A 22,157-nucleotide genomic window follows, 5' to 3' on the forward strand; every position below is an offset into this window, starting at 1 on the left:
AACGCCGGAGCGGACGTCTTTCGAATCTGACTAAGGTGACCGTATGAGAATCGACGCGATCTTCACCGACCTCGACGCACACACTCTCGACCCGACGCGCCCGCGGGCGCAGAAGATCGGGGTCTGGGGCAACCGGATCATCGGCTTCGACGAGGAGCTCGACGGCATCGACGCCGATCGGGTCGAGTCCTTGGGCGGAGCGACGGTGCTGCCGGGATTCAACGACGTCCACTGCCACACGACGTGGTTCGGTCTCACCCTGGCCTCGGTCGATGTCACGGCACTGCCCGGCGGTCTGCCCGATGTGTATGCGGCGCTCGAGAATGCCGCGGCGACGACTCCGTTCGGGGAATGGATCGAAGCCACGGGGTATGCCCACCGTGACTATGACGGGCAGTATCCGGACCTGGCCCGTCTCGACGAGATCACCGGGGACCATCCCCTGTTCATGCGGCAGACGTCCGGTCACGCCGCGATCGTCAACACCGAAGCGATGCGCCGGGCCGGGATTCTGGACCCCGGCTTCGAGGAACCCGTCGGCGGCAAGGTCGTGCGCGACGCCGCCGGACATCCCACGGGGCTGATCGAAGAGACGGCACAGACCCTGGTGCAGGATCTCATCCGCCCGTATTCGCTCGACACCGTCGTCGACGCCCTCGATCTGGCGACGGCCTATTACGCGAAGGAAGGCATCACGTCCTTCGGCGAATGCGGAATCGCCTACGGCTGGATCGGCCACTCCCCCATCGAGATCAGCGCCTACCTGCGGGCTCGGGAGGAGGGCAGGCTGCGGGCTCGGGCTCAGCTCATGCCGCAGGCCGACGGGCTGCACCCGATCGCGGCGAACTCCGCCGACGGGTTCGGCATCGGTCTCGATGCGGGACTGCGCACCGGCCTCGGCGATGATCACATCTCGATCGGGCCCGTGAAGTTCTTCATGGACGGAGCTCTGTCCGGCGAGACCGCGGCGCTGCGGGAGAACTATGCGGGCAAGGACCATCCGGGCTACCTGCAGGACGACGCCGAGGTGCTGCGTCAGCAGATCCTCGACACCTATGCGTCGGGCTGGTCGTTGGCCGTTCATGCCATCGGTGATGCCGCTGTGGATGCGGCGGTCGCCGATATCGTCGAAGCGCAGAAGAGGTACGGCAGGCGGGCGGTGCCCAACCGGATCGAGCATGCCGCGTTGGTCCATGACGAGCATCTGGCGACTCTGGCCGAGCACGGAATCGTCGTCACCCCGCAGGCGGCGTTCGCCGATGGCATCGGGGACGGGATGAATGCCTCGCTCGGGCCGGACCGGCGGCACCTGATCTACCGTGCGAAATCGTTCGTCGACGCGGGTGTGCCGATGGCCGGCAGCTCGGACCGGCCGTGCGCCGACGGCAATGTGCTGCGCGGAATCGAAGCCTACGTCACCCGCAGGACCCGTGACGGGGACATCATGGGCTCGGCGGCCGAAGCCTTAAGCGTCGACGAGGCGATTGCCGCCTACACGGTCGAGGCGGCGAAGGCCTCGGGTCAGGGAGCGGACAAGGGCACGCTGAGCCGCGGCAAGCTCGCCGACTTCGTCGCCTTGGAGACTCACCCGGGCGACGTCGCAGCGGACGAGATCGCACAGATCCCCGTCAAGGCCACGATCTTGGGCGGCAACTACACCCACCAAACCCCCTAATTGCTACCTGACGGCGGCCCAGCAACCTCGCGCAAGGTTGCTGGGCCGCCGTCAGGTAGTAACTACCGGGGGAAGTCGAGGTCGGTGAGGACCTTCTCGAAGACTCCGAGGCCGCGTTCGAGGTCCTCTTCGCTGATGTTGATCGGCGGGACCACGTGCAGGCGGTGATAGTTGTTGAACGGGATGACGCCGTGTTCCTTCAGCGCCGCGACCACCGAGGCGACCTCGGGGGAGCCTCCGCCGTAGGGGGCCAGCGGTTCCTTGGATTCCTTGTCCCAGACGAGTTCGATCGCCCAGAACGCTCCGGTGCCGCGGACCTCGCCGACGTGCTTCGAGTTCTCCGCGATCTGTTGCAGGCGGGGGCCGATGATCGTCTCTCCGATATGGGCGGCGTGTTCGATCATGCCCTCGTCGGCCATTGCGTTGATCGTCGCGACTGCGGCCGCGCACGCCAGCGGATGACCGGAGTAGGTCAGTCCGCCGGGGTAGACGCGTTCGGCGAAGGTCTCAAAGACGTCGTCGTTGATGACGACTCCGCCCAGTGGGACGTAGCCGGAGTTCACGCCCTTGGCGAAGGTGATGAGGTCGGGGACGATGTCGAAGTGTTCGAAGGCGAACCACTTGCCCGATCGTCCGAACCCGGCCATCACCTCATCGGCGATGAGCACGATCCCGTGCTCGTCGCACAGCGCCCGCACGCCCTGCATGTATTCGGGGCTGGGGATCATGATTCCGGCGGTGCCGGGGATGGATTCGAGAATGATCGCAGCGATCGTCGCCGGCCCCTCGAGCTCGATGGTCCGACGCAGATGCTGCAGCGCCCGTTCGGTCTCTTCGGCCTCGGTGGCGGCGTGGAACTCCGAGCGGTAGAGGAAGGGCCCGAAGAAGTGGACGACGCCGGCCGCTCCGTGTTCGTTCTCCCACCGACGCGGGTCGCCGGTGACGTTGACGGCCGTCTGGGTTCCGCCATGGTAGGACCGGTAGCGCGAGAGCACCTTAGTCCGCCCGGTGTGCAGACGCGCCATGCGGATGGCGTGCTCGTTCGCATCCGCGCCGCCGTTGGTGAAGAACACCCTGTTCAGGCCGTCCGGGGTTCGGTCGGTGATGAGGCGTGCCGCCTCGGAGCGGGCCGCGTTGACGGTGGCGGGGCTGATCGTGCACAGCACATCGGCTTGGTCCTTGATCGCCTGCACGACGGCCGGATGCTGGTGGCCGATGTTCGTGTTCACCAGCTGCGAGGAGAAGTCGAGGAACTCCCGCCCCTCACCGTCGATGACCGTCGACCCGTGAGCGCGGGCGACGGTCGGTGGGTCGATGAGTCGCTGTGCCGACCACGAGTGGAAGACGTGCGCGTGGTCGAGTTCACGGGCTCGGGCGGATTCGTCCTTGAGCGCTGCGAGGTCGGCGTCGCCTGGCTGGTGCACCATTGTCACCCTTTCACTGAAGTACCGGGGATGAGCGCGGAATCCGCGCCCGTGGGCTCATGGTAGAACACATTCGACTACAGTGACGAGCATGTCTTACCGGACCATCGTCAGCCCCGTCGAGGCCGAGATCGAAATCAAGAAGTCCCGGTTCCTCACTCGTCTCTCCCCTGCCGCGGATGAGCCCGAGGCGCGGTCCGTCATCGCCGCCGCGAGGGCCGAGCATCCGAAGGCCCGCCACCACTGTTCGGCCTTCGTCCTCGATGTGGATTCGCGCACTCAGCGCTTCAGCGACGACGGGGAACCGGCCGGCACAGCGGGCGCCCCGATCCTCGATGTCGTCACCGGCCATGATCTGACCTTCGTCGTCGCCGTCGTCACCCGGTATTTCGGCGGCACTCTGCTGGGGGCCGGCGGGCTCGTGCGCGCTTACGGTCAGGCCACCTCGGCGGCGGTGGATGAGGCACGGATCATCACCCGTCGTGAGCGCGTCCTCGTGTCCGCGCACGTCGACTACGCCCGGGCCAACGCCCTGGAGCGGGCGGCCGGGAACCGGGGATGGACGACGCGGGCCGACTACGGCGGTGAGGTGGGACTCGACGTCCTCGTCCCCCTCGCCGAGGTGGCCGAGGCCGTGGCGATGTACGCCGACCTCACGGCCGGTCAGGCAGAGCCCGAGGTCGGTGAGGTCGAGTGGGTGTGAGATCCGAGTTCCGTGCTCGGCACAGTCGAGTTCGAATCAGTCGAGCGCGGCGATCTTCGCGACCTGCGCGTTCGTGAGCATGACGAGATCCTCGGGGCGGATCTCGATCTCGAGACCGCGACGGCCGGCCGAGACGAACACGGCGGAATGGTCGAGCGCGGTGCGGTCGACGACGACCGGAACGGCATGGCGCTGCCCGAACGGAGAGACTCCTCCGACGGGGTAGCCGGTGCGACGTTCGGTCTCGGCGACGCCGGAGAGCTGGGCCCTCTTCGCTCCGCGCGCCGAAGCCAGAGCCTTGAGGTCGAGCTGACCGGAGACCGGGACGAGTGCGGTCACGGGTGTCCCGTCGACCTGGATCATCAGGGTCTTGAACACCTGGTCGGAGCTGACACCGAGCTTGTCGGCGGCCTCCGAACCGTAGCGGCGAGTGGCTGGATCGTGGTCGAAGCTGCGCAGGCTGTAGTCGATGCCTGCCAGGTTGAGCACTCGCACGGCCGGGGTCGCCGCACTGGATGTCTTGGATGCAACTGTCATAAGGGGGTAGTGCCTCCTGCCCGCAGATCGACGGGGCCAGGAGGCGCAGTGTTCACGACTCCGTGTCCCCGCGTCGATACGGACGGAACGTTGTATCGGTGCTGATAGGTACCCGCCCACAATAGGCGAAGTGGGCTGGCGGGCGCCAATTCTCATGACCCCAAGTGACCCGTCGGTAAATTCACCGACCCTTTCAGCCGAGCGCGTTCAGCCCCAGCCGAGTTCGTGGAGTCGGTCATCGTCGAGCCCGTAGAAATGCGCGATCTCGTGGACGATGGTGATGACGATCTCCTCACGCAGATGATCTCTGTCCTCGGCGAAGTCGATGAGGTTGTCACGAAAGATGAAGATGTTGTCGGGCATCTCGAACCCGGCGACCCCCCGCTCCCCGATCGGCGTGCCCTCATAGAGGCCGAGCAGGTGCCGGTCGCCGTCCTCCGGTCGGTCCTCGACGAACAGTGCGACATTGTCCAGCTGTTCGGTCACCCCTTCGGGCAGCAGATCCAGGGCTTCACCGAGGATCGCATCGAACTCGTCATCGCTCAGGGCCTCCATGTCCCCCACTCTAGCGACCCCGATCCCCTCGCCGAGGCGGCCCGGCGAAACGTCGGAAACCGCCGCATCCGGCCTGTGACGGAGGACACTCCATTTCGTTTTGCATTCCGCGAATCGGGTGGGATAAGCTTAACGTCGTTGCCCACGGGGAATCCGAGGACAACCTGGGCCCCCATCGTCTAGAGGCCTAGGACACCGCCCTTTCACGGCGGCGACACGGGTTCGAATCCCGTTGGGGGTACGGTGTAGGATCGTAAGGTCTTCCATCGCAACAGCAAGGCCCTGTGGCGCAGTTGGTTAGCGCGCCGCCCTGTCACGGCGGAGGTCGCGGGTTCGAGTCCCGTCAGGGTCGCGGAGCATAAGGCTCTTCTTCGGAAGAGCCTTAGTTTCTCTCGACATACTTATGTGTGTCGGCGGCTCGGCTCTGTAGCTCAGTTGGTAGAGCGTTCGACTGAAAATCGAAAGGTCACCGGATCGACGCCGGTCGGAGCCACAACACGGAAGCCCCGCTTCCCCAGTGAGAACTGGGAGGCGGGGCTTCTTCGCGTCTCCACCGCCACCTCTTGAAATCCGCACCGACTGGAGTAGGTTGAAGATGAGTTCGATGACCCGCCCACGTCGTAGTGGTGCCGGGTGAAAGGAGAGCACGATGACGAACAATCCGACGATTCAGGAACTCAGCCACGAGGACAGAGCTTTCCCACCCCCGGCGGACTTCGCCGCCGCCGCGAACGCGAAAGCCGACGAGTACGACAAAGCCGCGGCCGACCGCATCGGCTATTGGGCGGAACAGGCACAGCGCATCTCCTGGGAGACGCCCTTCGACACGGTCCTCGACTGGTCGGAGAAGCCCTTCGCGAAGTGGTTCGTCGGCGGCCGGCTCAATGCCGCGTACAACTGTGTCGACCGCCATGTCGAGAACGGCCTCGGCGATCGCGTCGCCTACTACTTCGAAGGCGAATCCGGCGACACCCGCACCATCACGTACTCCGATCTTCTGCGTGAGGTCTCGAAGGCCGCGAATGCGCTCACCGAACTCGGGGTCAAGACCGGCGACCGGGTCGCGATCTATATGCCGATGATCCCCGAGACGGTGTTCGCCATGCTCGCCTGCGCCCGCCTCGGCGCTCCCCACACCGTCATCTTCGGCGGCTTCTCCGCCTCGGCGATCGCCGACCGCGTCAAGGACTGCGGGGTCGAGTTCGTCATCACCGCCGACGGGGGCTACCGCAAGGGCAAGCCGTCGGCCCTCAAATCCGTCGTCGATGAGGCGATGGAGGACTGCCCCGAGGTGCGCAACGTCCTCGTCGTCCGCCGCACCGGCCAGGACGTAGCCTGGAACGACGATCGCGATCTGTGGTGGGACGAAGTCGTCGATCGGCAGCCGGAGACCCATACTCCGGAGGCCTTCGATTCCGAACATCCGCTCTACATCATGTACTCCTCGGGCACGACCGGCAAGCCCAAGGGCATCATGCACACCACGGGCGGCTACCTCGTCGGGACCTCATTCACCCATTGGGCGGTCTTCGACATCAAACCCGAGACGGACGTCTATTGGACGGCCGCGGACATCGGCTGGGTGACCGGCCATTCGTACATCGTCTACGGTCCGCTGGCCAACGGGGCCACCTCGGTGCTCTATGAGGGCACCCCGGACACACCGCACCGGGGACGGTGGTGGGAGATCGTGCAGAAGTACAAGGTCTCCATCCTCTACTGCGCGCCCACGGCCATCCGCTCGTTCATGAAATGGGGCCGCGACATCCCCGGGCAGTACGACCTGTCCAGCCTGCGCCTGCTCGGCAGCGTCGGCGAACCGATCAACCCCGAAGCGTGGATGTGGTACCGCGAGCACATCGGCGGCAACCGCTGCCCCGTAGTCGACACCTGGTGGCAGACGGAGAACGGCAGCATCCTCATCAGCCCGCTGCCGGGTGTGACCGAGACGAAGCCGGGCTCGGCGATGCGTCCGCTGCCGGGCATCGTCGCCGACGTCTACGACGATGAGGGCAATTCGGTCGAGCCCGGAAACGGCGGCTACCTCGTCATCAAGGAACCGTGGCCGTCGATGCTGCGCACCCTCTGGGGCGATGAGGAACGGTTCAAGAAGACCTACTGGTCGCAGTACCCGGACGTGTACTTCGCCGGGGACGGGGCGAAGATCGACCGCGACGGCGATTTCTGGGTCCTCGGCCGCGTCGACGACGTCCTCAACGTCTCCGGACACCGGATGTCGACCGCAGAGATCGAGTCCGCCCTCGTCGCACATCCGAAGGTCGCCGAGGCGGCCGTGGTCGGGGCGAGCGACGAGATGACGGGGCAGGCGATCGAAGCTTTCGTCATCCTCCGTGAGAGCGCGCACGACGGCGGGGACGATGTCGTGGGCGAACTGCGAGGTCATGTGCGGTCCTCGATCGGACCGATCGCGACTCCCCGTTCGATCATGATCGTGCCCGACCTGCCGAAGACCCGGTCGGGCAAGATCATGCGTCGGCTGCTCAAGGACGTGGCCGAGAATCGCGAGGTCGGCGATGTCACGACTCTCGCGGACTCCTCGGTGATGGATCTCATCCAGAAGGGCGTCGCGGAGAGCTGACCGTCCGCTCCGAGAGATTCCGCCCGCCACCTCTTGCGGTGACCCACGACACACTGATGTACTCTTGAGTAACATCTGGTGGGTCACCGTCGGTGATCGCACCCGAATGCCGAAAGACACTCGACTGCAAGGATGCGTACGAATGAAACGTGGAACCGAAATCGCCGGCGCCAAGGTGCTGATCACTGGAGCCGGAAGCGGAATCGGCAGGCTCATGGCCCTGGATGCGGCGGCCCGCGGCGCTGCCGAGGTCATCATCTGGGATCTCTCGGACGAACGAGGCGACGTCGTGCGCGCCGAGGTGCAGGCCGCAGGAACAGCCGCCCGAGCCTTCGCCGTCAACGTCGGTGATGCCGACCAAGTCGCCGCCACGGCCGAGCAGACCGGACCGATCGACATCCTCATCAACTGCGCCGGCATCGTCACCGGCAAGAAGCTCCTCGAAGTCGACGAGGCTGCGGTGCGACGGGTCTACGACGTCAACACCTTCGCCCTGTACTGGACGACCAAAGCCTTCCTGCCCGGGATGATCGAACGCGACCGCGGCTCGGTGGTCACCATCGCCAGCGCCGCAGCCCTGACCGGAGTCGCCCGGCAGACCGACTACTCGGCGAGCAAATGGGCTGCGGTCGGCTTCACCGAATCCCTGCGCGGAGAGCTGCGCGCCGATGGCTGCCGGGTCAATACGCTCGCCGTCTGCCCCTTCTACATCAACACCGGCATGTTCAAAGGTGTGCAGACGAAATTCCCTCGCCTGCTCCCGATCCTCGAAGAGAAAGATGTGTCCACGCGCGTCCTCGATGCCGTCGAGTCCGGTCGCGAGCAGCTGGTCATGCCCTCACTCGTCAGGTGGGTCCCGGGCGTCCGGCTGCTGCCGACCCGCGCCTTCGACAGAGTCATGGACTTCCTCGGCGTCAACCAGACGATGGACCACTTCACCGGTCGGACCGGCAAGAACCGGTTGCACAGGTCCCCGTCCGGGGACGTTCCGGTAGCCGTCGCACGTCACTAGGAGGCACATCGTCGGTCCGCGCGGTTGCGCGTCGCGCTCGGCCGCAGCCTCGGCGCAGGTCCACAATGGAGTCAGTGGGACGACCGGGAAGGACGCGACATGGCAACGACGGATCTGGTCCTCGAGGGCGGTGGCACGAAGCTGCCGGGCCTCGTCGGGGCTGTCGAGGCTCTTGCCCACGGCGGCTACGACTTCCATCGCATCGCCGGAACCTCGGCCGGAGCGATCGTCGGTTCGCTCACCGCGGCGGGGATCTCACCGCCGACCCTGCGGCAGAAGGTCCTCGAACAGGACTTCGGCGAATTCGAGGACCTCTCCCCCGCGTTCCGCCCCGTCCCCTGGTTGGGACGAGTACAGGGATTGCTGCTGCACAAGGGGATGTACGTGGGCGAGGCGCTCCATGACTTCCTCGCCGAGCTGCTGGCAGATCAGGGTGTGCACACCTGGGGTGACCTCAAGTTCGCCGACCCGGGCAGTGCGATCCCGGCGGAGCGGTCGTATCGGCTCGTCGTCATCGTCTCCGACGTCTCCCGCGGGCGCATGCTCCGCCTGCCCTGGGACTATGAGGAGACCCTCGGCGTCGATGCGGACAGCCAGTCCGTCGCCGAGGCCGTGTGCGCCTCGGCCGCCAGCCCGTTCTTCTTCCGCCCCCGCAGTCTGCCCGCCCGGCCGAGCGTGGCCGGCGGAGACTCCGTACTCGGCGCCGACGGCGGACTGCTCTCGAACTTTCCTGTCGACGTCTTCGACCGCAAGGACTCGAAACCGGCACGCTGGCCGACCTTCGGCGTCATGCTCTCGGCCCGCCAGACGGCCGCCGCCGAATGGCGGCCCAACGCGACCACGTACCAATACGCGAAGTCCCTGCTGTCGACGATGATCAACGCCCACGACCTTCGGCACATCGATGACCCCTCGGTGACCGAACGGACGGTCTTCGTCGACACCACCGGACACAGCAGCACGGACTTCGCCCTGACGACGGCCGACAAGCTCGATCTCATCTCGTCGGGCCGAAAGGCCGGAGAGAAGTTTCTGGCCGACTGGGACTGGCAGGAGTGGAAGGACCGCTTCGACCGGAAATGATCCTGACCCCCATGGCCTGCGACCGATCGACGTGTAAGAATGAGGGCCCGAACCTGATCGCGAGCGAAGGAGAGATCATGAGCGAGTTCGAAGCGGACGCAGCAGACCGGCCTGAAGACGACCCCATCCTCGATGACCCCGAACTCGACGAGCCGACGGCCGACGAGTTGGATGATCCCGAACTCAACGCCGCCGAGGCCGAGGCCGACCAGGTCGACGCCGACTCCGGCATCGACGAGGAGCCCGCCGAGGCGCCCGTCGAGCCCGGTGCCGAGGGCCCCGAAGGAACCGGCATCGAAGGCGCCGACGATGTGCTCGTCGACGACGCGGGCTGGGAGGACGAGAACGAGGCACCCGACCTCTCGGACGAGTTCAACACCGATCAGTCGCCGGCAGCGGAGCAGGGAAATCGCGTCGGCGACGAGATGGTCTCCGAAGGCGATGACGACTTCGAGGTCGCCGAGCTCGACGGGGACGATCTCAACGTCGATGCCCTGGCCGATGACGGGACCGAAGAGGTCTCGGTCATCGACGGGATGCCCGAAGTCATCGACGATTCCTATGAGGAGGACTGACCCCTCCCCGATCGCGGGGTAGGAGGATCCCTCGACGTGGGCCGAAGTGAGGTTGCTCTCCGAATGCACTGAAACTCAAGGGCTGGTGTGGCATCTGCTCGGTGAGGGTGCTAGACCGGGAGTGGAAGGAGTCCTCACATGTCAGCATCGGCCCGCACGTCAGGCCAGCATTTCGACCTGCCGCACATGGGGTCGGGTCGCCCGCTCCACCGACTCGGCGTCATCGCCACAGTCGCGACCTTCGGCGGTCTCCTCTTCGGCTATGACACCGGCGTCGTCAATGGTGCCCTCGAGCCTCTGAGCAGGGACTTCGGCCTGACTCCGCTGTCCGAGGGCATGGTCGTCGCTTCACTCATGGTCGGTGCCGCCTTCGGTGCGGTCTTCGGCGGTCGGGTCGCCGACGCCTATGGTCGTCGACGGACGATCCTCGGCCTCGCCGTCATCTTCATTCTCGGCACCTTGGCCTGTGTGCTCGCCCCGGGCGCGGAGTTCCTCATCGGCGCCCGCTTCGTCCTCGGCATCGCCGTCGGTGGTGCCTCGGCCTCAGTCCCCGTCTACCTCGGTGAGATCGCCCCCTCGGAGAAGCGCGGCTCGTTCGTCACCCGCAATGAGCTGATGATCGTCGCCGGCCAGCTCGCGGCCTTCGTCATCAATGCCGTGATCTTCAACTTCTGGGGTCACGTCGATTCCATCTGGCGCTGGATGCTCCTCGTGGCCCTGGCCCCGGCGATCGCCCTCCTCGTGGGGATGATCTTCCAGCCGGAGAGTCCCCGGTGGCTGATCTCGAAGGGACGCTCCGACGAAGCTCTCGACGTCCTCCGGCAGGTCCGCTCCCCCGAACGCGCCGAGGCGGAGGTCGCCGAGGTGACCAAACTGGCCCAACAGGACGCCCAGCAGCAGACCGGCGGGCTCTCCGACTTGGGGACGCGCTGGGTGCTGCGCTTGGTGATCATCGGCGTCGGGCTCGGCTTCTTCCAGCAGCTGACGGGCATCAACTCGGTGATGTACTACGGCACGCAGCTGCTGACCAACGCCGGACTCGACTCCGGAGTCGCCATCATCGGCAATATCGCCAATGGCGTGTTCTCCCTGGCCGGCATCTCACTGGGCATGTTCCTGCTCAACAGGCTGCCGCGCCGCGTCATGTTCCTCACCGGATACGGACTCATCGCGTTCTTCCACGCCCTCATCGCCCTGACCGCGGTCATCGTCCCGTCCGGCCCGGGACAGGCGTGGACGGTCCTCGTCTTCCTCGTCCTCTTCGTCTTCTCGATGCAGTGTACCGTCGGTCCGCTGACCTGGCTGATGCTCTCCGAGATCTTCCCGATGAAGATCCGCAGCTTCGCGATGGGCATCTGCGTGTTCGTACTGTGGATCATGAACGCCGTCGTCGCCCAGTTCTTCCCGCCGCTCATCGAGGCGATGGGCATGACCGCGACCTTCGGCATGTTCGCAGGTCTGGCCGTCGTCGCCTTCATCTTCCTCGCCCTGCTCCTGCCGGAGACGAAGGGCAAGGATCTCGCACAGTTCGAGCGGGAGTTCAAAGCCGAGTACGGCCGGAAGTAAGGAGTCACCATGTCCGTCGCAGTCGCCGTCACAGACAGTCCGGAGGGCCGTCGCGCGCTCGAGTCCGCAGTCTCCGAGGCCAGGCAGCTGAATACCGGTCTCCTGCTCATCAACCTCACCCTCCACGACTTCACCGACGATGAGATCCCGCCCGACCTCGAGGTGACTCTGATCAACCGGTCCGGTCGCGGCGATCGTGATCCCGTCACCGCCGTCCTCGATGAGCTGGGCGACCACGCCGAGGTGGAGCGGCTCGTCCTCGGGGTGCGCAATCGGTCCCGGGTGGGCAAGATTCTGCTCGGCTCGGTCACGCAGAGACTCATCCTCCGCTCCCCCGTGCCCGTGCTCACCGTCCGCCGGGATGCGGCCGGACGCTGACTCGGCCCAGTTCGGTGAATGCCCCGTACGACAGCATATTCGCCGTCTCTGCAGGGCGGTGATCATCGAGGATCCGCAGGGAGCGCAGCGCCTCCGACATCGCCGCACGATAGAGCAGCGATCCGGTGCTGATCCGGCCCACCCCCGCCTCGGCGAGGGTCGACCGCGAATACCGCGGACTGACCAGCACCGGAACCCAGCTGCGACCGGTGATCGTCTCGATCGTCTTGAGGTCGAGGTCGCCGGGGGTCGGTGCTCCGACGTCGAGTCCGAATGCGTCGGCGAGACCGGCCCGCCCGGCATCGGTGATGGTCAGGGACTCGTCGATCCACTCTCGCTGGGTCAGGGCAGAGAAGAGCTGAATGCCGAACCGGCCTGCGATGTGCCTGCAGCAGGTGCGGGCGTCCATCAGCCGGCGATCACGGGTCTTCGCCGCCAGGGTCGGTGCCGCGGTCATCGGCCCTCCGGCCAGAGCTCCCGTGTGTTCCAACCAGTCCGCGACGTCGGTCGAGGCGATCTGGACATAGCGGTGCCGACCTTCGCGTCGCTCGGCGAGGACACCATGGTCGATGAGGATACTGGCATGTTTTCGGACAGTGAGGACATCGGAACGGAACGGGAATCTCCTCGTCATGGCTCCATGGTAGGACCGTGTCGTTTCGGCCCGGCCCGAAACGTCCCGGCTCTGTGCTTCGAGGCGGCACGGAGGTCCGCCTCGTGCATGGCCTAGGCTTGACTGCGGGAGTTTCCGTTCGAGGTGAGGGGGCATGCGTGGCCGATACGACAGAGGGCACCGAGGCGGCAGACCGACTCGAATCCGCGCTCACCGGCCGGATCGATACGTCCACCCTCGACGAGATCTCCGCGCTGGCCCAGCAGGTTCCGCGGGCCGAGATCGGACGCCTCGTCCACACGTCGACGCCTCTGCAGTCGGCAATGCTCTTCCGGGTGCTGACCAAGGAGGAGGCGCTCGACGTCTTCGAGGACCTGCCGCCGGCGTACCAGGCCGAACTCATCGGCAACCTCCGTGAGCCCGAGGTCGCCGACATCGTCGAGGGCCTCGACCCCGATGACCGGGCCGAGCTCTTCGGCGAGCTGCCCGCGGGCGTGGCCAGTCGTCTGATGAAGGGACTGACCACCGACGAGCGGGCGATGACGTCCGCAGTCCTCGGCTACCCGAAGTCCGCGATCGGCCGCTACATGTCACCCGAGGTGCTCGGCCTGCACGAGGATTGGACCGCTGCCGAGGCGATGGAAGTCGTGCGGGCCCGCATCGACGGTCCCGAGACCGTCTATCTCCTGCCCGTGGTCGGTCCCGGCCGCGTGTTGCGCGGAGTCGTGTCTCTGCGCAACCTCATCGCCGTCGACGGGGACACTATCATCGAGGACATGGTCCGCGATTCGATCAGCACCCATGCGCTGAGCGACCGTGAGGAAGCGGCACGCGAGTTCCTGTCCCACCGGCTCATCGCGATGCCGGTGACCGACCAGGAGGACCGCCTCGTCGGAATCCTCACCATGGACGACGTCCTCGACATCATCGACGAGGAGGACGCCGAGGACATCGCGCGCGGCTCGGGCACGGAACCGCTCGACCGCTCCTACCTGTCCTCGACGATCCTGCGCCTGGTCAGGAGCCGCATCGTGTGGCTGCTCGTCCTCGCCGTCTCCGCGATCCTCACCGTCCAGGTCCTCGAGGTCTATGAGGACCGTCTCGACCAGGTCGTCGTCCTGGCCCTCTTCATTCCGCTGCTCACCGGCACCGGCGGCAACACGGGCAATCAGGCCGCGACCACCGTCACCCGCGCCCTGGCCGTCGGTGAGGTGCGCATCCGGGACCTCGGCCGGGTGATCTGGCGGGAGCTGCGCGTCGGGGCGCTGCTGGGAGCGGTCCTCGGCGTTCTCGGCTTCATCGTCGCGGGCCTCGTCTACGGGTGGCCGATCGGCTTGGTCATCGGGCTCACCCTGCTGTCGGTGTGCATGATGGCAGCGACGGTGGGCGGGCTGATGCCGATTATCGCGAAGAAGGTCGGCGCGGACCCAGCCGTGTTCTCCAACCCGTTCATCTCCACGTTCTGCGACGCGACCGGCCTCATCCTCTATTTCACGATCGCGACCACGGTGCTCGGGCTGAGCTGAGCCTTTCGGCCTGAGCTGAGCCTGCTCGGTCGATCGGCCGAGGCGGTCACCCCGACCACGCCTCCCACAGACGGGCGTAGGCCCCCTCGGCGGCGACGAGTTCGGCATGGGGTCCCTCCTCGATCACCCGGCCGTGCTCCATGACGAGGATCCGGTCGGCCTTCTCGGCCTGGCTGAGACGGTGGGCGACGACGAGAGCGCCCCGTCCGTCCAGGGCTGCCTGCGCGGAGGCTTCGAGGACATGGGCTCCGGCGGATCCCGCCTCGGCGGTGGCTTCGTCGAGGATCGCGAAGTCCGGGTCGGCGAGGACGAGTCTGGCCAGGGCGATCGTCTGCTCCTGGACCGCGGAGAGCCGGGTTCCGCCGTCGCCGATGTCGGTGTCCAGACCATTGGGCAGTGTCTTCACCCAGTCGTCGCCGACCGTCTCGAGCGCTGAGCGGATCGCCGCGTCGGAGGCTCCGGGCACCGGCAGTGCGATGTTCTCGCGCAGCGTTCCGCTGAAGGTGTGGACCTCTTGGGCGACCATTGAGATGTGGTCGCGGAGAACTGCCTCGTCCAGTCCGGTCAGATCCGCGCCGGTGCCTGGGTCGCCAACGAGTGCGGCACGTCCGTGTGAGGGTGCCGAGAGTCCGGCGGCGATGCGGGCCAGGGTCGACTTGCCGGCTCCGGTGGTGCCGACGACGGCGACGACCTCGCCCGGGGCGATGCGCACGCTCACGCCTGTCAGGACGTGATTGTCGGAATCAGGGTCCTCGTCGTAGCTGAACCAGAGGTTCTCGAGCACCAGCGACGGGGCACCTGAGACGGTGTGGGTCGACCGCCTCGGCGAGGTTTCGGCTTCGTCGATGACCCCGACCATGCGGGTCAGCGATGCTCCGGCGGACTGGATCTGATCGAACAGGCCGACGAGTGCTCCGATCGGGTTGAACAGGCGGTGGAAGACCAGCGCGGCAGTGGTCACGGCTCCGGCGGTCGTCTCGCCGAGGAGGACGAGTGCGAATCCGGCGACGAGGAGCAGGGAGAGGACGACGGCCTCGGCGCGGTTGTTGCGGCCGAAGGCGCGGGTGAGGAAGCGGAAGACGTGGATCGACAGGTCGCGGGCCTCGCCGGAGGCCGAGTCGATGCGGGTCATCTCACCGCCTTCGGCACGGTAGGCACGCAGGGTCTGGGCTCCGGTGAGCCCGCCGAGGAGACGGCCGGCACGTCTGCCGAAGGCCGCGCGCTCCTCCTTGTAGATGGGCTCGGACCGCGGCAGGTACCAGCGCAGAGTGAGCCAGTACATCGGCAGGGCGACGAGGCCGACGATGCCCAGCCGCCAGTCGATCGCGGCCAGTCCCGCGGCGGAGACGATGACGACGAGGAGGGATTCGACGACCAGCGGCAGCACCTGGGCGGCGGCTTCGCTGATCTTGCGTGAGTCGTCGGCGACGCGGGAGACGAGGTCGCCGGTGCCGGTGGCCTCGATCCGCTGGGAGTCGAGTGACATGGCCGAGTCGACGACCTGTGTGCGCAGTTCGGCGACGACGGGCATGGCGATGTGGGCCAGGGCCCAGGCGCCGATCCACGTGCCCACGGACATGACGACACCGGCGACGGCCACGGCGATCGCGCAGACCCACACGAGGTCTTCTCCCGCCCCTGCCGGCAGTTCGTCGACGAGCCGGCCGATCGCCCAGGGGCCCACCAGGCCGGCGCCGGCGTTGGCCAGTCCGGCGATGACGAGGAGGACGATCCATCCCGCCCTGGCTCGCAGCAGCGGGGCCAGGCGGGTGAACGCACGGCGTCTGGTGGCGATGGTCAGGGTGGTGTGTGCGCTCACCTGGTCACCGCCTGACGGTAGGCCTCGGCGTCGTCGGCGGCGAGCAGTTCGGAGTGGACGCCGCTGAGGATGGGGCCGGTCGCCGGCACGAAGACCACGGTGTCGGCCGCGGCCAGGAAGGCCGGTGAACTGGTGAGGATGATGGTCGCGGTCGCCTCGGCGGACCGTCGCAGCCGCGTCACTCCCTCGGCGATCCGGGCTTCGGTGACGGCGTCGACGGCGGTGGTCGGTTCGTGGAGGACGAGGACGGACGGGCCGGCGTCGAGGGCTCTGGCCAGTGCCACGCGCTGGCGCTGTCCGCCGGAGAGATTGCCGCCGAGCTCCTGGATGCGATGATCGAGGCCGCCGTCGACGAGGCCGAGGAGTTCGTCGGTGCCCGAGGCCGCGAGCACGTCCTCGGTCACCGGGTGGTCTGTGGTCCCGACGATCATCGTGATGTTCGAGCGGATCGTGCCTTCGAACAGGTCGACGGTGTGGGGAGACACGATCATCCGGTCCGGTCCCGTGCCGCGGGCGTGGGTCCCCAGTGCGCCGAGGAGGTCGGCCGCCGGTTCGGACTGTTCGGTCACGATGCAGGTCAGAGTCCCGAATCCGCAGGTGAAGTCGACGGTGCGGCCCTCGTCGACGTCCCAATCACCGACGGTGATTCCCGAGTCGTCGAGTTCCACGGTCGGTGGTGTCGGGCGCTCCGCTGACGCGGGGGCGTCCGCTGTGTCGATGTCGCGAAGCAGGGTCGCGATCCTCTCAGCGGCGCCGTGGGACTGGGCGAACTGTCCGACGATCTCGGCCAGTGCGCGCATGGGTTCGGTGAGGAATGCTGTCATTCCGAGGATGCCGATGAGCGCCCCGACGCTGATCTGGCCCTCGATGAGGCGCAGCCCTGCGACGATGAGGACGAGCGCGAGCACGATCGACATCACGAGTGCGCCCAGACCGGCAAGACGCCCGGTCCTCTCGCCGGTGGCGATGCCGGCGGTGGCCGCCTCGTCGGAGGTGGTCCGGTAGCGGCTCACCGCCCAGGGTTCGCCGCCCATGGCTTTGATCACGCGCAGGCCGTGCATGAGGTCGGAGGCCGAGCGTCCGGCGCTGGCCACGGCTTCGAGCTGGGCGCCGGCCTTGGCCGAGACGGATCGTCCGGGCAGCGCGACGATGATCAGACCGATGGGCACGGCGATGAGGACGACGAGTCCGGTCACCGGGTCGGCGACGAGGAGGAAGACGGCGGCGGTGAGCATTCCCAGCACCGAGGCGATGCCGCGTCCGGCTTGGGCGAAGGAGAGGGCTGCGGTGTCGGCATCGGCCGAGGCGATCGAGAGGACCTCGCCCGAGGCACGGTCGGCAGGCAGGTTCGCCGAGGTCAGGGCCGCGTGGGTGATCTCGACGCGCAGGGCATGTGCCTCGTGTTCGCGGGCGGCATTGCAGAAGCGGGAGCCGAAGCGATATCCGAGGCTGAGCACGGTGAACAGCAGCCCGATGCCGATGATGGAGACGATGAGCATCGTCCACGACAACGGGATGATCGCACGGTCGACGACGATGCCGATGGCCACGGGCACGAGCGCTTCGCAGACCTGCCACAACGACAGTGTGACGGCTCCGGGGACGAGGAGGGAGAGGCGCCGGCGGGCGGCTCTGGCCAGGAGGGTCGAACCTGAAGAGGGTATGGTCGGCACGAAGGCTACCCTAACATCTCCGTTGATTCGGAGGACTACACTGCCGACTATGTTGCCCATCACCGCCGACCTCGAGCACGGGATCCCCCACCTCAATGGTCAGACTTTCGTCGTCACCGGAGCCAACAGCGGTCTCGGGCGGGTCAGCGCCGGCGCTCTCGCCGCCCACGGAGCCCGTGTCATCCTCGCGGTGCGCAACCTCGAGAAGGGTGAGGCGGCTGCGGCGGCGATGACCGGATCGGTCGAGGTCCGCGAGCTCGATCTGGCCGACCTTGCCTCCGTGCGCTCGTTCGCCGCAGACTTCGACAGCCCGATCGATGTCCTCATCAACAATGCGGGCATCATGACTCCGCCCTTGGGCTTCACCGCCGATGACTTCGAGTCCCAGTTCGGCACCAACCACCTCGGACACTTCGTGCTGACGAACCTTCTCCTGCCGCAGATCCGCTCGCGGGTCGTCACGGTCTCCTCGCTGGCACACAGGCAGGGAGTCATCGACTTCACCGACCTCAACTGGCGGCGCCGGCGGTATCGGGCGATGGCCGCCTATGCACAGTCGAAACTGGCGAACCTGCTGTTCACCACCGAACTCGAACGACGACTGACGGCGCACGATTCCGCAGTGATCGCGACCGCGGCCCACCCGGGACTGGCCGCAACCAACCTCTTCCACTCCGGAGACCGACGACGACTGCGCGATAGCCTCGGCAAGGCCATCACCCGGCTGTTCACGCAGAGCGACACCGCCGGTGCCGCGCCGACGCTCAACGCAGCCCTGGCCGATGTCCCCGGCAATTCCTACCTGGGTCCGGGCAGTGCCTTCGAGACCCGCGGCGAAACCGTCTTCGCCTCCCGCACGCCGAACGCGCTCGATGAGGACGTGGCCGGGCAACTGTGGGAGGCGTCGAAGGAGCTGACGGGGGTCGGGTTCCCTGAATCGTTGTCCTGACGAACCGACCACTCGCCGCCACGGTCGGTATCGTGGCGCTATGACTGTACTGCGCAATGTTCGGATCCTCGACCTCGACTCCACGAGCTCTGCCGGCGACCCGGTCGACGTCGAATTCGCTGACACGATCACTGCGATCCGCCCGGTCGCGGCCCCGGATCCGTCTTCGGCGGCCACCCTGCTTCCCGGTCTCATCGACACCCACGTCCACCTCGGCGAGCGCTCACGGCTGGTCGAGGCGCTCCGGTCGGGGCTGACGACGGTCGTCGATCTGGGCACCCATCCGGATTCGCTCGTCGCGGGATTTAGATCCGACGACGAGCTGCCGGACATCCTCAGCGCAGGATCGGCCGCCTCGGCGCCGGGCAGCACCCAGATCGATGTGATGGGTTTCCCGGCCGAGTCCGGTGTCACCGGTCCCGGCGATGCCGAACGGTTCCTCGACTGGCGCGTCGGGAACGGCGTCGATCTCATCAAGATCATCATCGAAGATCCCGACGCGACCGACACGCCTGCTCTCGACATCCCGGCCCTGCGCGCGCTCGCAGAGGGAGCCCGGCAGCGGGGGCTTCTCACCGTCGCCCACGCGGTGACTGCCGCGGCCTTCGCTCGCGGACTCGATGCCGGGGTCGACATCCTCACCCACGTGCCCTTCGATCGCCCGTTGCCGGAGGCGATCATCGAGCGGATGGTCGAGACCGGCACGCGTGTCTCCCCCACTCTGGTGATGATGCGCGCAATCGCCGACGCCCGCCTCGGCGAGCATGCCGATGCCGCCATGGAGCAGGCGATCGCCAATGTCCGCGCCATGCACGAAGCCGGAGTCATCGTCATCGCCGGCACGGACGCGAATGAGACGCCCTTCGCCCCGGTCCGTCACGGTCCCTCGCTGCACACCGAACTCGCCTATCTGGTCCGGGTAGGCATGAGCACCGCCGAGGCGATTCGGGCGGCGACCTCGACGGCGGCGGAGACGTTCGGTCTGAGCGACCGGGGTGGGATCAGTGAGGGTGCCCGGGCCGATCTGGTCGTCGTCGACGGCGATCCGCTCGCCGATCTCTCGGTGCTGGCCAGCCCCGCCGAGGTGGTCGTCGGCGGACGTCGGATCGCACGCTGATTGCTGTTACCGGAATGCCTGCTGCCCGGTGATGTGACGGCCGAGGATGAGGGTATGGACTTCGTCGGTGCCCTCATAGGTGCGCACGGATTCGAGGTTGTTCGCATGCCGCAGCGGTGAGTACTCGAGTGTGATGCCGTTCCCGCCGAGCATCGTCCTCGCTTCGCGGCAGATGGCGATGGCCTCGCGGCAGTTATTCAGCTTGCCGACGGAGATCTGGACCGGGTCGAGCGTTCCCGCGTCCTTGAGGCGACCGGTCTGGAGAGCCAGGAGGGTGCCCTTCTGGATCTCGAGGGCCATGTTGACCAGCTTCTCCTGAGTGATCTGGTAGGCAGTGAGCGGCTTGTCGAACTGGAGACGGTTCTGTGCGTAGTCCAGGGCGACCTCGAAGGAGTCGCGGGCGGCTCCCATGGCGCCCCACATGATTCCGTACCGGGCCTCATTGAGGCAGGAGAACGGCCCCTTCAGTCCCGTGACTCCGGGCAGGACCGCCTCGGCGGGCAGTTCGACATCGTCCAAGTCGATATCGCACTGGATGGACGCCCGCATCGACAGCTTCTGCTCAATGGGGGTGGCGGTGAAGCCGGGGGTCTCCGTGGGGACGAGGAAGCCGCGGATGCCGTCGTCTGTGGCGGCCCAGATGACGGCGATGTCGGCGATCGAGGCCAAGCCGATCCAGCGTTTGGCGCCGTTGAGAGTCCAGGACCCGTCGGCGCTGCGGGTGGCGGTGGTCGACATCGAGGCGGGGTCGGATCCGGCGGTGGGTTCGGTCAGTCCGAAGCAGCCGATGATCTCGCCTTTGGCCATGCCGGGCAGGTAGCGGTTCTTCTGCTCTTCGGAGCCGAATTTGTGGATGGCCGACATCGCCAGCGATCCCTGCACGGAGACGAAGGTGCGCAGCCCCGAGTCCCCGGCCTCGAGCTCGAGGGCGGCGAGACCGTATTCCACGGCGGATCGTCCGGGGCATCCGTAGCCCTGCAGATGCATGCCGAGGAGGCCGAGTTCGCCCATCTCACGCACGATCTCGGTCGGGAAGATCGCTCCTTCGTACCAATCGGCGATGTTCGGGCGGATCCGCTCGTCGACGAAGGTGCGGACCTTCTCACGGGTGGCCAGCTCCTCGGTGGACAGGAGCCCGGCGAGGTCGAGCAGGTCGGAGGGATCGGCGGCAGCGGTCATGGAGGTCTCCTGAAGCGAACGTGTGATGGATCGGATTGCGGGCCGGGACGTCGGGAGCGGGGTGCCGGTCGACGTGACCCTTCTCTTTCACTGTGCCATTCGCATTACCTTAAGTCCAAGACTTAATATTGACCCTATTGATTGGTTTGCAATATCAATTTGCAGTTCGCAGTGGGGGCGGCACCGCTGTCGGCGAGGTAAGCGAGTCGCTGAGTCCGAGGAGCACAGGCATGGAGTTGAGACATTTCGAGGCCTTCGTCGCCGTCGCCGAGGAGCTGCATTTCGGCCGCGCCGCGCAGAAGCTTCACATCGCCCAGCCGGCATTGAGTCAGATGATCCGCTCGCTGGAGAAGGAGCTCGGGGTCCGACTCTTCGACCGCACGACCCGGCGGGTGCGGTTGACCGCTTCCGGTGAGGCGATGCTCGAACCCGCGCATGCGATCGGCACGCAGGTCGACGGGGCGAAGCGGATCGCACGGGCGGCTCAGGACGGGGCGGTCGGTCGGGTGCGGATCGGCTTCGGTGGGACGAGCGGCTATTCGATCCTCTCGCGCATTGCCCGCGAGGTTGCGTCCAGGCAACCGGGCATCAGCCTCGACCTCAATCCGCAGATGTACTGCGGGGAGGCTGCGCAGGCTCTGCGTGACGGGGAGATGGATCTCGCTGTCGTCAGTCCGCCGGCTCCAGCAGGGATCGATGTCCATGTCATCCGACAGGAGACCGTGATGGTGGCGGTTCCGATCACGCACCGGCTTGCCGATGAAGAGGAGGTCTCGATGTCCGTCCTCGCCGGCGAACCGTTCATCTCCTATGCCCCTTCGCACGGTTCGCAGGTCAGGGAGGTGATGGTCCGGTTGGCCCATGAGGCCGGATTCCTTCCGCATGTCGTCCAGGAGGCGCCGGATCCCTACAGCCTGCTGGCACTCGTCGGCGCGCAGGTGGGAGTGGCCATCGTCGTCGAGTCCTCGGACCACATCCGCATCGACGGGGTGCGGTATGTTCGCCTCGCCGAGGGTGGGGATGCCTTCACACTCGCGCTCGGCTGGCGCCGGAACAACCCGTCGACGGCCCTGGCGGAGACCCTCGCCATCGTCCACAACCTCCTCCCCTCCCCTATTGCTACCTGACGGCGGCCCAGCAACCTTGCGCGAGGTTGCTGCGCCGCCGTCGGGTA

General features: G+C 66.8%; 19 protein-coding genes and 3 tRNA genes. 15 read left to right on the forward strand and 7 right to left on the reverse strand.

The features are described 5' to 3' along the window. Nucleotides 1-43 precede the first annotated feature (43 nt). Nucleotides 44-1,675, forward strand: a complete 1,632-nt coding sequence (locus GUY37_RS14975) for an amidohydrolase (RefSeq protein WP_166827173.1) — start codon at nucleotides 44-46, stop codon at nucleotides 1,673-1,675. Nucleotides 1,676-1,737: 62 nt separating this feature from the next. On the opposite strand, the gene GUY37_RS14980 is transcribed toward GUY37_RS14975, so the two are convergent. After that, nucleotides 1,738-3,102, reverse strand: a complete 1,365-nt coding sequence (locus GUY37_RS14980) for an aspartate aminotransferase family protein (RefSeq protein ID WP_166827175.1) — start codon at nucleotides 3,100-3,102, stop codon at nucleotides 1,738-1,740. Between the two features lie 88 nt (nucleotides 3,103-3,190). Between GUY37_RS14980 and GUY37_RS14985 the strand changes: the two genes are divergently transcribed. Further along, nucleotides 3,191-3,802 (forward strand): YigZ family protein, encoded by a 612-nt coding sequence (locus GUY37_RS14985; RefSeq protein ID WP_166827178.1) that lies wholly within the window; start codon nucleotides 3,191-3,193, stop codon nucleotides 3,800-3,802. Between the two features lie 36 nt (nucleotides 3,803-3,838). On the opposite strand, the gene ybaK is transcribed toward GUY37_RS14985, so the two are convergent. Together ybaK and GUY37_RS14995 are read right to left on the reverse strand one after the other, a co-directional pair. Continuing rightward, complete coding sequence (ybaK, locus tag GUY37_RS14990) at nucleotides 3,839-4,339, reverse strand: Cys-tRNA(Pro) deacylase (RefSeq protein WP_152348681.1); 501 nt, start codon at nucleotides 4,337-4,339, stop codon at nucleotides 3,839-3,841. Nucleotides 4,340-4,546: 207 nt separating this feature from the next. Then, nucleotides 4,547-4,894: a metallopeptidase family protein gene (locus GUY37_RS14995; protein ID WP_166827180.1), complete on the reverse strand. Its 348-nt coding sequence runs from the start codon at nucleotides 4,892-4,894 to the stop codon at nucleotides 4,547-4,549. A gap of 168 nt (nucleotides 4,895-5,062) precedes the next feature. On the opposite strand from GUY37_RS14995, the gene GUY37_RS15000 reads away from it, so the two are divergent. The 9 genes from GUY37_RS15000 (at nucleotide 5,063) to GUY37_RS15040 (ending at nucleotide 12,107) form a co-directional block, all read left to right on the forward strand. Beyond that, nucleotides 5,063-5,135 (forward strand) — tRNA-Glu (locus GUY37_RS15000). 37 nt (nucleotides 5,136-5,172) lie between these two features. Beyond that, nucleotides 5,173-5,246, forward strand: a tRNA-Asp gene (locus GUY37_RS15005). A gap of 68 nt (nucleotides 5,247-5,314) precedes the next feature. After that, nucleotides 5,315-5,387, forward strand: a tRNA-Phe gene (locus GUY37_RS15010). 156 nt (nucleotides 5,388-5,543) lie between these two features. Next, nucleotides 5,544-7,493 (forward strand): acetate--CoA ligase, encoded by a 1,950-nt coding sequence (acs, locus tag GUY37_RS15015; protein ID WP_166827183.1) that lies wholly within the window; start codon nucleotides 5,544-5,546, stop codon nucleotides 7,491-7,493. A gap of 142 nt (nucleotides 7,494-7,635) precedes the next feature. Next, on the forward strand, nucleotides 7,636-8,505 hold the full coding sequence (locus GUY37_RS15020; protein WP_166827185.1) for an SDR family oxidoreductase: 870 nt from the start codon (nucleotides 7,636-7,638) through the stop codon (nucleotides 8,503-8,505). Nucleotides 8,506-8,604: 99 nt separating this feature from the next. Then, nucleotides 8,605-9,588, forward strand: a complete 984-nt coding sequence (locus GUY37_RS15025; protein ID WP_166827187.1) for a patatin-like phospholipase family protein — start codon at nucleotides 8,605-8,607, stop codon at nucleotides 9,586-9,588. A 77-nt stretch (nucleotides 9,589-9,665) separates the two neighbouring features. Then, nucleotides 9,666-10,163 (forward strand): hypothetical protein, encoded by a 498-nt coding sequence (locus tag GUY37_RS15030; protein ID WP_166827190.1) that lies wholly within the window; start codon nucleotides 9,666-9,668, stop codon nucleotides 10,161-10,163. A gap of 138 nt (nucleotides 10,164-10,301) precedes the next feature. Further along, the gene (locus tag GUY37_RS15035; RefSeq protein WP_166827192.1) at nucleotides 10,302-11,729 is read left to right on the forward strand and encodes a sugar porter family MFS transporter; all 1,428 of its coding nucleotides are present in this window, start codon (nucleotides 10,302-10,304) and stop codon (nucleotides 11,727-11,729) included. Between the two features lie 9 nt (nucleotides 11,730-11,738). Further along, the gene (locus GUY37_RS15040) at nucleotides 11,739-12,107 is read left to right on the forward strand and encodes a universal stress protein (RefSeq protein ID WP_152348700.1); all 369 of its coding nucleotides are present in this window, start codon (nucleotides 11,739-11,741) and stop codon (nucleotides 12,105-12,107) included. On the opposite strand, the gene GUY37_RS15045 is transcribed toward GUY37_RS15040, so the two are convergent. Beyond that, on the reverse strand, nucleotides 12,076-12,741 hold the full coding sequence (locus tag GUY37_RS15045; RefSeq protein WP_166827195.1) for a hypothetical protein: 666 nt from the start codon (nucleotides 12,739-12,741) through the stop codon (nucleotides 12,076-12,078). The two genes, GUY37_RS15040 and GUY37_RS15045, sit on opposite strands and share 32 nt — an antisense overlap. Before the next feature lie 137 nt (nucleotides 12,742-12,878). Between GUY37_RS15045 and mgtE the strand changes: the two genes are divergently transcribed. Beyond that, complete coding sequence (gene mgtE / locus GUY37_RS15050; protein WP_166827197.1) at nucleotides 12,879-14,246, forward strand: magnesium transporter; 1,368 nt, start codon at nucleotides 12,879-12,881, stop codon at nucleotides 14,244-14,246. 46 nt (nucleotides 14,247-14,292) lie between these two features. Here the strand turns inward: mgtE and GUY37_RS15055 are convergent, their stop codons facing one another. Next, complete coding sequence (locus GUY37_RS15055) at nucleotides 14,293-16,065, reverse strand: ABC transporter ATP-binding protein (protein WP_166827200.1); 1,773 nt, start codon at nucleotides 16,063-16,065, stop codon at nucleotides 14,293-14,295. Then, nucleotides 16,062-17,738, reverse strand: coding sequence for an ABC transporter transmembrane domain-containing protein (locus GUY37_RS15060; protein WP_228278209.1), 1,677 nt, complete (start codon nucleotides 17,736-17,738; stop codon nucleotides 16,062-16,064). The genes GUY37_RS15055 and GUY37_RS15060 overlap by 4 nt, the downstream gene beginning before the upstream one ends. 49 nt (nucleotides 17,739-17,787) lie before the next feature. On the opposite strand from GUY37_RS15060, the gene GUY37_RS15065 reads away from it, so the two are divergent. Both GUY37_RS15065 and GUY37_RS15070 read left to right on the forward strand, forming a co-directional pair. Beyond that, on the forward strand, nucleotides 17,788-18,687 hold the full coding sequence (locus GUY37_RS15065; RefSeq protein WP_166827207.1) for an oxidoreductase: 900 nt from the start codon (nucleotides 17,788-17,790) through the stop codon (nucleotides 18,685-18,687). A gap of 40 nt (nucleotides 18,688-18,727) precedes the next feature. After that, nucleotides 18,728-19,804, forward strand: a complete 1,077-nt coding sequence (locus tag GUY37_RS15070; protein ID WP_166827208.1) for an amidohydrolase family protein — start codon at nucleotides 18,728-18,730, stop codon at nucleotides 19,802-19,804. A 6-nt stretch (nucleotides 19,805-19,810) separates the two neighbouring features. Here the strand turns inward: GUY37_RS15070 and GUY37_RS15075 are convergent, their stop codons facing one another. Further along, nucleotides 19,811-20,983: an acyl-CoA dehydrogenase family protein gene (locus GUY37_RS15075; RefSeq protein ID WP_166827211.1), complete on the reverse strand. Its 1,173-nt coding sequence runs from the start codon at nucleotides 20,981-20,983 to the stop codon at nucleotides 19,811-19,813. Nucleotides 20,984-21,213: 230 nt separating this feature from the next. On the opposite strand from GUY37_RS15075, the gene GUY37_RS15080 reads away from it, so the two are divergent. Then, the gene (locus tag GUY37_RS15080) at nucleotides 21,214-22,110 is read left to right on the forward strand and encodes a LysR substrate-binding domain-containing protein (RefSeq protein ID WP_166827213.1); all 897 of its coding nucleotides are present in this window, start codon (nucleotides 21,214-21,216) and stop codon (nucleotides 22,108-22,110) included. Nucleotides 22,111-22,157: the final 47 nt, after the last annotated feature.

The organism is Brevibacterium limosum, from assembly GCF_011617705.1.
Taxonomy (GTDB): Bacteria; Actinomycetota; Actinomycetes; order Actinomycetales; family Brevibacteriaceae; genus Brevibacterium; species Brevibacterium limosum.

Coding starts and splice junctions, on each gene's coding strand:
- GUY37_RS14975 (WP_166827173.1), top strand. CDS start 44: ATGAGAATCGACGCGATCTTCACCGACCTCGACGCACACACTCTCGAC.
- GUY37_RS14980 (WP_166827175.1), bottom strand. CDS start 3,102: ATGGTGCACCAGCCAGGCGACGCCGACCTCGCAGCGCTCAAGGACGAA.
- GUY37_RS14985 (WP_166827178.1), top strand. CDS start 3,191: ATGTCTTACCGGACCATCGTCAGCCCCGTCGAGGCCGAGATCGAAATC.
- ybaK (WP_152348681.1), bottom strand. CDS start 4,339: ATGACAGTTGCATCCAAGACATCCAGTGCGGCGACCCCGGCCGTGCGA.
- GUY37_RS14995 (WP_166827180.1), bottom strand. CDS start 4,894: ATGGAGGCCCTGAGCGATGACGAGTTCGATGCGATCCTCGGTGAAGCC.
- acs (WP_166827183.1), top strand. CDS start 5,544: ATGACGAACAATCCGACGATTCAGGAACTCAGCCACGAGGACAGAGCT.
- GUY37_RS15020 (WP_166827185.1), top strand. CDS start 7,636: ATGAAACGTGGAACCGAAATCGCCGGCGCCAAGGTGCTGATCACTGGA.
- GUY37_RS15025 (WP_166827187.1), top strand. CDS start 8,605: ATGGCAACGACGGATCTGGTCCTCGAGGGCGGTGGCACGAAGCTGCCG.
- GUY37_RS15030 (WP_166827190.1), top strand. CDS start 9,666: ATGAGCGAGTTCGAAGCGGACGCAGCAGACCGGCCTGAAGACGACCCC.
- GUY37_RS15035 (WP_166827192.1), top strand. CDS start 10,302: ATGTCAGCATCGGCCCGCACGTCAGGCCAGCATTTCGACCTGCCGCAC.
- GUY37_RS15040 (WP_152348700.1), top strand. CDS start 11,739: ATGTCCGTCGCAGTCGCCGTCACAGACAGTCCGGAGGGCCGTCGCGCG.
- GUY37_RS15045 (WP_166827195.1), bottom strand. CDS start 12,741: ATGACGAGGAGATTCCCGTTCCGTTCCGATGTCCTCACTGTCCGAAAA.
- GUY37_RS15065 (WP_166827207.1), top strand. CDS start 17,788: ATGTTGCCCATCACCGCCGACCTCGAGCACGGGATCCCCCACCTCAAT.
- GUY37_RS15070 (WP_166827208.1), top strand. CDS start 18,728: ATGACTGTACTGCGCAATGTTCGGATCCTCGACCTCGACTCCACGAGC.
- GUY37_RS15075 (WP_166827211.1), bottom strand. CDS start 20,983: ATGACCGCTGCCGCCGATCCCTCCGACCTGCTCGACCTCGCCGGGCTC.
- GUY37_RS15080 (WP_166827213.1), top strand. CDS start 21,214: ATGGAGTTGAGACATTTCGAGGCCTTCGTCGCCGTCGCCGAGGAGCTG.